The organism is Candidatus Margulisiibacteriota bacterium (genome assembly GCA_018822365.1).
Classification (GTDB): Bacteria; Margulisbacteria; WOR-1; order O2-12-FULL-45-9; family XYB2-FULL-48-7; genus XYB2-FULL-45-9.
The window spans coordinates 1-9,334 of sequence record JAHJKL010000056.1 but is presented as its reverse complement, the minus strand read 5'-3'; the positions used below and the strand labels follow the sequence as shown (position 1 = coordinate 9,334).

General features: G+C 51.6%; 8 protein-coding genes and 1 rRNA gene. 3 read left to right on the top strand and 6 right to left on the bottom strand.

Features of this window, described 5'->3' with window-relative positions:
- Positions 1–246 precede the first annotated feature (246 nt).
- Positions 247–2,859: a PAS domain-containing protein gene (locus KKF06_04835; GenBank protein ID MBU1617081.1), complete on the top strand. Its 2,613-nt coding sequence runs from the start codon at positions 247–249 to the stop codon at positions 2,857–2,859.
- On the top strand, positions 2,849–3,520 hold the full coding sequence (locus KKF06_04830) for a PAS domain S-box protein (protein MBU1617080.1): 672 nt from the start codon (positions 2,849–2,851) through the stop codon (positions 3,518–3,520). Before KKF06_04835 ends, KKF06_04830 begins: the two co-directional genes overlap by 11 nt.
- Here KKF06_04830 and KKF06_04825 read toward each other — a convergent pair.
- The 6 genes from KKF06_04825 to lexA form a co-directional block, all read right to left on the bottom strand.
- Positions 3,512–4,159 carry a DUF4130 domain-containing protein gene (locus KKF06_04825; GenBank protein MBU1617079.1) on the bottom strand — a complete coding sequence of 216 codons (648 nt, stop codon included), beginning with the start codon at positions 4,157–4,159 and terminating at the stop codon, positions 3,512–3,514. The two genes, KKF06_04830 and KKF06_04825, sit on opposite strands and share 9 nt — an antisense overlap.
- 131 nt (positions 4,160–4,290) lie before the next feature.
- Positions 4,291–5,508 carry a putative DNA modification/repair radical SAM protein gene (locus tag KKF06_04820; protein MBU1617078.1) on the bottom strand — a complete coding sequence of 406 codons (1,218 nt, stop codon included), beginning with the start codon at positions 5,506–5,508 and terminating at the stop codon, positions 4,291–4,293.
- Positions 5,495–6,733 (bottom strand): DNA polymerase IV, encoded by a 1,239-nt coding sequence (gene dinB / locus KKF06_04815; GenBank protein MBU1617077.1) that lies wholly within the window; start codon positions 6,731–6,733, stop codon positions 5,495–5,497. Before dinB ends, KKF06_04820 begins: the two co-directional genes overlap by 14 nt.
- Before the next feature lie 4 nt (positions 6,734–6,737).
- The gene (locus KKF06_04810; protein ID MBU1617076.1) at positions 6,738–7,565 is read right to left on the bottom strand and encodes a DUF72 domain-containing protein; all 828 of its coding nucleotides are present in this window, start codon (positions 7,563–7,565) and stop codon (positions 6,738–6,740) included.
- Between the two features lie 2 nt (positions 7,566–7,567).
- Positions 7,568–7,819, bottom strand: coding sequence for a hypothetical protein (locus tag KKF06_04805; protein MBU1617075.1), 252 nt, complete (start codon positions 7,817–7,819; stop codon positions 7,568–7,570).
- Positions 7,820–7,885: 66 nt separating this feature from the next.
- A complete protein-coding gene (lexA, locus tag KKF06_04800) occupies positions 7,886–8,476 on the bottom strand; it encodes a transcriptional repressor LexA (GenBank protein ID MBU1617074.1) in 591 nt (196 codons plus the stop codon).
- A 326-nt stretch (positions 8,477–8,802) separates the two neighbouring features.
- Here lexA and KKF06_04795 point away from each other — a divergent pair.
- Positions 8,803–9,334 (top strand): 16S ribosomal RNA (locus KKF06_04795); the annotation flags it as partial.

Below are 9,334 nucleotides of genomic sequence, written 5' to 3'. Positions count from 1 at the left end.
GATCCGCTTCAATATGGCAGAATCGGTGGTTCTCCCGACGTTCATTAATTTATTATGATTATGGAATCGTCGGGATCCCGATGATTTCATTGTTGTTTTATTGACAATGTCCATCGGGAGATTCCACCTGGGCCCACCATGTTTAACTGTTTTATCAATTATCGCGGGTTATACTTGTTCTGCTGCTTGCTCCAGGTGTATACTTTACCCGTAACGCGAGTTTTTCCGAAAAAACTGTAATTAGCAATGATCCGAAAGAATAGAATAATTAAAAAGCAAAAACTGAATAACGTCAGGAGAAATCAGCCAGACCGGGATTTTGGCGAGCGGAGCTTCCATATTGTCGGGATCGGTGCGTCGGCTGGCGGTATGGAGGCGCTAAAGCAGTTCTTTACCAACATGCCGCCTGATAATGGTATGGGTTTTGTCATTGTTACCCATTTGGACCCTACCCACAAAGGGATGATGCCCGAGCTTATTCAGCGTTATACCAAAATGCCGGTCGCCCAGGCGGAAGATGGAATGAGGGTTCAGCCGAACAAGGTTTATATAATCCCGCCTAATAAATTTTTATCAATTTTGCACGGCACCCTGCAATTGTTTGACATAATTGATCCGCAGCCGCTCCGTTTGCCGATCGATTATTTTTTTCGCCAACTGGCGCTGGACCAGCTTGACCGGGCGGTTGGGATCATCCTTTCCGGCATGGGGACCGACGGAACATTGGGGATCAGGGCGGTCAAGGAAAAAATGGGGCTGGTAATGGTGCAGGACCCGCGCTCGGCGGAATTCAACAGCATGCCGAAGAGCGCAATTGAGACCAATCTTGTGGATTACGTTGCACCTGCGGAAAAACTACCCGAGGAGCTTCTTTCTTACCGGCGCGGCTTTGCGGCCGGTGAGCGGAAAAGCATAAGCGCGGGCAAACATGATACCGCCTTAAATAAGATCTTTATTCTTTTGCGGGAGCAGACTGGCCACGACTTTTCGGGTTATAAGAACAGCACCATATTTCGCCGGGTCGAGCGGCGGGTCAACGTGCACAAACTCGCGGGTATAGATCCCTACGTCCGCTTTCTTCAGGAAAACAAACAGGAAGTGGAAATATTATTTAAGGAATTGCTGATCGGCGTGACCAGCTTTTTTCGGGACCCCCAGGCCTGGCAGGAACTCAAGGTCAAATTGCTCAAAGATGTTGATGTTTGGTCTAAAGAAAAGGAATTCAGGGTTTGGGTTGCCGGCTGTTCTTCAGGAGAAGAGGCTTATTCCATGGCGATCATTATCAGGGAATGCCTGGAAACAAAGGCTGCAGCGGCTGGAGTTAAGGTGAATATTTACGCGACCGATATCGATAAAAACTCGATCGAGCGGGCCAGGCAGGGAAAATATCCGAAAAATATCGCGGCCGATATTGATCCGGAGCGCTTGCGGAAATATTTTAGCGAATCTGACGATGTCTACCAGATCAAACCGGTGATCAGGGAAATGGTTGTTTTCGCGCCGCAAAACCTGATCATGGACCCGCCCTTTACCAAGCTTGACCTGATCTGCTGCCGCAACCTTTTGATCTATTTAACAAGTGAAATGCAGAAAAAATTGATCCGGCTTTTTCATTTTGTCTTGAAGCCAGCCGGGACGCTCTTTCTCGGTTCATCCGAATCGCTTGGCGGCTTAAGCGGCCTGTTTACCGTGATCAGCAATAATGGTAAGCTCTTTGCCCGAAAATATATGCCTTATAGCCGGGTCGATTTGAGTGATCTCCCGACGCTGGCGGTCGGTCGCGGGGTTGTTCCTAAAATGGGGGAACCCAAAACGGCTAAAGACGGGAGGGGGACGGCAGAGCTTGCCGAACGTCTTCTTCTTGACCGGTATTCGCCTCCGGCTGTTTTGATCAATGAATGCGGGGACATTGTTTTTGTGAGCGGAAGCACCGGTAAATATCTGGAACTTCCGCTGGGGAAGGCCAATATTAATATATATGCCATGGCCCGGGCTGGTTTGCGCGAAGAGGTCTCAGCGGCGATCCGCCGGGCGCTTTCGAGAAAAGAAGAGATACTAGTGCCGGGCCTGAAGGTCAAGAGCGGGAACCGTTATCAGATCATTGACCTGATAGTTAAGCCCTTGACCCGGCCGGAAAATGTCGCCGGGTTACTGCTCATTGTTTTTAAGGAGAGCGCGGCCGGACCGGTCAAGACCGAAAAAGTTAAAAGGGTGCGCGGGGCCAAACATGGCGAAAGGCTGACGGAGCTTGAGGAAGAATTGAAAATATTGCGGGAGAAACTGCAGAACACCGTGCAGGATATGGAGACTACGCAGGAAGAATTGAAGTCGGCGAACGAAGAGCTGCAATCGACCAACGAAGAGCTGCAATCGACCAACGAAGAGCTGACCACCTCCAAAGAAGAAATGCAATCGACGAATGAGGAGCTGATGACCGTTAATGCCGAGCTGGAAGCCAAGAACAATGAATTGACCCAAACTTCTAACGACATGAAGAACCTGCTGGACAGTACCGACATTGCCACCCTCTTTTTGGACAATGATCTCAATATTAAGCGGTACACTCCTCAGGCAACCAAGATTATCAATTTGCTTGCCGGAGATGTGGGCCGGTCGGTGGCGGACCTGGTCCCGACGCTGAAATACCAGGAGCTGGAGCGAGACGCCCGGGAGGTCCTGGAAAAACTTGAGAAAAAAGAGATCGAGGTGGAAACTAAGGATGGTAAGTGGTATATCATGCGGATCATTCCGTACCGGACCAGCAGCAATGTTATTGACGGGGTCGTGATCACCTTTACCAATATTACCCGCTTTAGAAGCGGGGGTGACTGCTTGAGGAGGAAGATAAATGAGCGATAAAGAAAAATCAGAAATACGTAAAGAAGCGGAAGCGGAATATGCCAGGCGAAACAAAAAAACTAAGCCGTCCGGGTCTGATGCCGATCAAAAGCGCCTAACCCAGGAACTGCAGATCCACCAAATTGAGCTGGAGATGCAGGGGGAGGAGCTTGGCAAGGGAAATGAAGAACTGCGGTTGGAAAAAGAGATGCTGAATAATATTATCAGTACCGCGCCGGCGATCATTCTGGTGATGGACCCTGAAGGGAAGATAGTTAGTTTTAATCCTTATATGGAAAAGCTTTCCGGCTATAGCATTGATGAGGTCAGGGGGAAGGACTGGTTTAATATTTTTCTGCCAGAACGATCGCGCGACAAAACCAGAGAAGTATTTAAAAGGGCGATCAATAATATTCAAACAAGAAAAAATATTGACTTGTTAATTACCAGGGATAAACGAGAGCTTAAGATTGAATGGTATGACAAGACACTTAAGGATAGGGATGGTAAGGTTGTTGGGCTCCTCTCTGTAGGCCAGGACGTGACCGAGCGCAAGGCGACGGAAGATGCGCTGCATGACAAGATCAAGGAGCTGGAGAAAATGACCAAGATTATGGAAGGACGGGAAGACCGGATCCTGGAACTAAAGAATGAGATTAAAAAGCTAAAAGGCTTAGTTTAATCCAAACTCCTTGAGCTCCGTGACCCACCGCCAGTATTTCTTGGGGATCATCTTCTGGAAATATTTCAGGTTCCGCCGTTCCGGGATGTATTGCGAACGGTAGAAGGCGAGCCAATAGCGTTCGAACTCGTCTGGGGTAGAGGGGAGGATGACTGTTTTGCTTTTAACCTTTTCCTGGAAGATCTCTTCTCCCTGACCGATATATACCTCATCGCCAAAGACCAGCATGATCCGGTAGCGGGGAAACCGCTTTAAAAAGTGGAGCATGATGATCTCGCCGGTCTGGTGAACGATCTCAAATTCCCCCATCAAGACATTATGTTGGTCAATTGGTTTCAGCCGGAGAAAGGAGATCGCTCTCTGCCTCTCGCCGCCAACCTGCCTGGCCAGATCAATGAATTTTCTGGCTTCCGCCGAAACCTTGCAGAGAATATAACTTAATCCTTTTTCTTTGGCTTGTTCGATCACCTGGTCGATCACGTGGTATTTGTTGGGATCTTTGTGGAGGAGTGCGTAATATAACTTTTGCCGGAACAGGTAGTAAGCTTCCGGTGTCCCTTTGAGCTTGATCGTTGGGACCTTGTCTTCCAGTTCTTCTCGTCGATCGAACTTGTCGTTAAAAATCGCTAGTTGTTCCATGCTTACTCCTTAATCCTTGATGCTGATGAAGCCCTTATTTTGAAAGCCTGAGGCAATATCGTCTCGGCTTCCAAAATATATTTGTTTTGACAAAAAAAGGAAACCGCGGCGATATTGCCGCAGGTTTCCTTTTACGTCAGCAGCTGCGGCGCTTGCCCCCAGGCGAGGGAACTGCTGTACCCATCAAAAAGCTCCAACTGTTTGACCGTAGCGATCTCTTTGACGCTTCCTTGTTTCACCCCGTTGATCAGGATGAAAGGTTTGGCCCGTTTAGTCACAACTCCCAGGTTTTTTAACTCCTGCAGATTTGTGAAACGGTGTTCTTTACGCGCTCGGAACAATCGTTTGGCGGAGAGTGGCCCGATCCCGGGAACCTTCAGCAGCTCCTGGAACGAGGCCCGGTTTATCTCGAGCGGGAACCGCTGTCGGTTTTTCAAGGCGTGGGCCATCTTTGGGTCGATATCTAGGCTCAAGTTTTGGTCTTGTTTCATGACCAGGTCGCCGAGCTCAAAGTGGTAGTAACGCATTAGCCAGTCGGCCTGGTAGAGACGGTGTTCACGGAGCAAGGGAATAGGGGATTGGGGGAGTAGGTGATTAGGGAGAGTGGGAACAAAAGCGCTGAAGTAAACTCGTTTTAGATTCTTTTTTTTATAGAGCCAATTGGTCGTACGCAGGAGCTCGGCGTCCGTCTCGCCGGCGGCGCCGACCACAAATTGGGTTGTCTGGCCCGCTTTGAGCAATCCTTTTTCAACCTGTTTCTGGATGGCGTTGATCGGCGCCACCAGGTCGAGCATAAAGTTCTTCTCGCCGGCGATCGACTTGAGCCGTTCGGGATTGGGGCTTTCCAGGTTGACCGACATCCGATCGGCCAGCCGGGCTCCCCGCTCGATCAGGTCGGCCTGGGTGTTGGGGAGGGCTTTCAGGTGGACATAGCCCCGGTAGCGGTATTGAAAACGGAGGATCTCCAGGACGGCGATCATCCGCTCCATGGTGTAGGCCGTACTTTTTTGTACCCCGGAACTAAGAAAAATCCCTTCGATGTAATTGCGGCGGTAGAGCTCGATAAAGAGATCAGCCAGCTCTTTTGGTTCAAAGCCGCTTCGTTCAAAGTCGTTGCTGGCCCGGTTAACGCAGTACTGGCAGTTGTTTTTGCAGGAGTTGGTCATCAGGACCTTAAGGAGCGAGACGCAACGGCCATCTGGTGTATAACTATGGCAAATCCCGCCGGGAGCGTTGGAGCCAATATAGTTATTGTTTGGCTCTCTTTTTTGTGGGGCCGAGCTGGAAGCGCAAATATCGTATTTGGCCGCCGCGCCTAATACTTCCAGCTTTTTTTCAGTATCCGCCACCGCTTATTCTCCTGTTGGCTCCGGCGACCATGCCGCTTTTTTCTTCCAGGACAAAGCCAAGCAGGGCGGCCCGTTCGACCGTCGCTTCTCCCCAGCGGTCATTGAGCGCGTCGACCGCTTTGGCGAGGAGTTTTTTCCGTTCGTCATCGGCGAAAAGGGAAACCTGGTCGACCTCGTGTAAGAGCCCAGAGGCTGTTACCCCCACGAAACGGAAGCCGCGTGTCTTCCGCCAGGTTCCCTTTTCACTTTCTATTAGTTTTTCCGCTCTCTTGTAAATGTCGTAGCCGTCGTCAAGGTACTCTTCGACCTTTTTTTGCTTTCCCCAAAACTGATATTGGTCAAAGCCGAGCGAAACGTGGACCACGTTCCCCCGGTATTTGCCGAGCCGCAGGCGCCGGCCAACCTGCTCGGAGAGGCGGAGCAGGTATCCTTTGACTTCGCCGAGGCTGGTGGTCAGGCGGGGGAGGGTGTAGGAGTGTCCCATTGACTTGGCGGTCGTTTCCGCCGCGCCGGCGCAAACTTCCGAATTGTCTTTTCCCTGTCCCATCTGCCAGAGATGTTCGCCGCAGGCGGCGCCGAAGCGCCGCGCCAATTCTTCTCTGGCGGCCCGGTGGAGTTCGCCGCAGGTGTTGATCCCCATTTCCGCCAGATACTGTTCGAGTTTGCGGCCGACGCCGCAGAGCTTGCCGACTTTGACGCTGGCGATCTTGTCCGGGATATCCTCGGCCCGGAGAATGATCAGGGCGTCTGGTTTTTTGAGTTCCCCGGCCAGCTTGGCCAGCAGTTTGTTTGGCCCGATCCCAATGTTGCAGGTCAGATGGAATTTCTCCCTGATCCGCCGTTTGATCTCTTTGGCAACGGCGACCGCTCCGCCAAACCGGTCGGCGGTGCCGGTCATGTCCATAAAGGCTTCGTCGATCGAAAAAACTTCGACCTGCGGGGTGTATTCGCGCAGGATCTTCATCACTTCGCATGATGTATAAATGTACTTGTTCATGTCGCCGCCAACCATGACCAGGTCGGGGCAGATCTTTTTGGCTTCCCAGGCCGGCATGGCGTTCTCCACCCCTCTGGCCTTTGCCTCATAAGAACAGGCGGCGACCACGGTCCGTTTCCCCCCGGTCCCGCCGCCGACCGCGACCGGCTTCCCCCGCAGGAGCGGGTTGCAGGCCTGCTCCACCGAAGCAAAGTAAGCGTTCATGTCGACGTGCAAGATGGTCCTCATAGTTTTAAAAAAGCCGGGGTGTTTTTTTCTGGAATTTTACCCCGAGCATCTCCCTCATCATGGCGGCGTTCTTGGCCGACTGTCCCATGAAACAGTTATTGAAAAAGGCGTAGGTCTTTTTGGTTTTTTGGGCAACTTCTTTGACCCCGGCCAGTAAGTCGGTCAGCTCGGTTTTGGAGTAAAAATAGTCGTAGCGTTCGTGCGGCCTGGCGCTGTACCAGAGTTTGTTCCGCCCGTGGAAACGGAAGTAGCCCAGGTCCGAGGTGGCGGCCGGCTCAAAAGGGAGGAGGCGGGGGAGCCGCGGTTCGTCGACGACGCAGATCCCCAGTTTTTCGTCCTTGAGGAGTTTATAAGTTTCCGGCTTCAGCCAGGCGGCGTTCCGGAACTCGATCACCAGCGGAAAATCCTTGAGCCGTTGCCGGCATTGGTCGAGGTAGTCAAGGTTCTTCCCGGTCGGCGGAAAAAATGTCGGGAACTGGAGGAGGACCGCTCCTAGTTTGCGGTGGGAAGCGAGCGGCGCAATTCCTCTGGCAAACGCCTTGAAGAGCTCTCCGCTCTTTTTGAGGGTGGTCCGCTCTTTGTCTTCCCAGATCTCGTGGGTCATTTCCTTGGTCCCTTTGACGGTGAACTCAAAATCACGGCCGGTCCGCAGGGCGAGCTTTTCCATGGTGTATGGGTCGGGCATCCGGTAATAGGTAAAATTGAGCTCGCAGGCCTCAAAGCCGAGTTCGTCTTCGTAGTAGGGGAGCATCTCCGACGGTTTGATCTTTTTCGGGTAAACGGTCCCTTTCCAGTCGGGGAACGAGAAGCCGGAAGTGCCGATCTTGATCATTTTTAATCGCCTCCGCAGATCTTGTTCAGTCGCCAGACTATTTTTTCGGCGTAGAACGAGATCTCATAATTGTTGGTGCCGTCGGTTACTGAGAAGCAGTGGATCTTTTCCCGCCCTTTGGTGTCGGTCCAGCGGTAGTTGATCTCTTTGACCCGGTACTGGCGCTCTTCCCAGATAAACCACTTGGGCTCGATCTCTCCACCTTTGAAGACTGCTCCGACTTTTATTTTGGCGTCCAGGTTTTCTATTTTCATTTGCTTTTTATTTCGCCCTTTGCCTCTGCCCTTTGCCTTCGCCTCTGCCTTTGCCTCTGCCTTTCCCTAGAACTTCCTAAACAATCCCCTGACCTTTCCCTGGACCGCCACGTCTTTGACGTAGATCGGTTTCATTGTTGAGTTGGCCGGCTCGAGCCGGACGCGATTTGGTTCGCGGTAGAGCCTTTTCAAAGTAGCCTCGGAACGATTGACCAGCGCCACAACCACTTCTCCGTCGTCGGCCGAGTCGCATTTTTCTACGACTATGAAGTCGCCGTTTAAGATGTGGTCTTCGATCATGCTGTTCCCCTTGACCTGCAGAATGTAGCAGGGGCGGCGGCCGACCAGGGTTTCCGGGATCTCCATGGTCTCTTTATGGTCGAGCACTTCGATCGGCGCCCCCGCGGCGATGTAGCCGAGAAAGGGGAGGACGATCGTCTTCAGGTCCGGTTCGGTCAGGAGCTTGATGGCCCGCGACTTGTTTCCGCGCCTAATTAGCCCTTCTTCCTCCAGCGCTTCGAGGTGTTTTTGGGCAGAGCGGGGGGAGGCAAAGCCAAAGGCTTTGCAGATCTCCCTAAGGGATGGAGCAAACCCCTCGTTTTTGATATAACCGGTCACGTAATTGAGGATCAGCTCTCTTTGTTTGCTTGGCGTCATGTTTATCAACCTCCTTAATTCGACTGGGTATACGATTGTATACCAGGCTGATTATTTGTCAAGTACTTTTTTTGCCGAAAAATAAGCTTGACAACCCGGCGCGGGATGCGTTACAATGAACAGGCCCTAGTAGAGCGAAAGGAGGGTAGAGCTTTCTGCGTTAATCGTTGAATAGTCTTTAATTGCCTCGGCAATTCTTCTTTCGTTTTTCTCCTCGGTGCAATAAACAAGATCCTTGAAAATCAGGCAATGAGATTGATGCGAGTCTTCGTATCTTTTTCTTTTGGTTTTGGATAGATTATAAATGATAGAGCTGAATTAGACTCTTTATTGAGAGTTTGATCTTGGCTCAGGACGAACGCTGGCGGCGTGCCTAACACATGCAAGTTGAGCGAGGTTTCGAACCGAGCAGCAAACGGGTGAGTAACACGTAAGCAACCTACCTTTAAGACTGGTACAACCTGGAGAAATCTGGGCTAATTCCAGATGTGACCCCGGTTTCAAATGGAACTGGGATTAAATCCCGCAAGGGGCTTAAAGATGGGCTTGCGTCCTATCAGCTAGTTGGCGGGGTAATGGCCCACCAAGGCAATGACGGGTAGCTGGTCTGAGAGGACGATCAGCCACAAGGGAACTGAGACACGGTCCCTACTCCTACGGGAGGCAGCAGTGAGGAATTTTCCGCAATGGGCGAAAGCCTGACGGAGCGACGCCGTGTGTGCGACGAAATCCTTCGGGATGTAAAGCACTGTCAGTGGGGAAGATATTGACGGTACCCACAGAGGAAGGCCCGGCTAACTACGTGCCAGCAGCCGCGGTAATACGTAGGGGCCAAGCGTTGTCCGGAATTACTGGGCG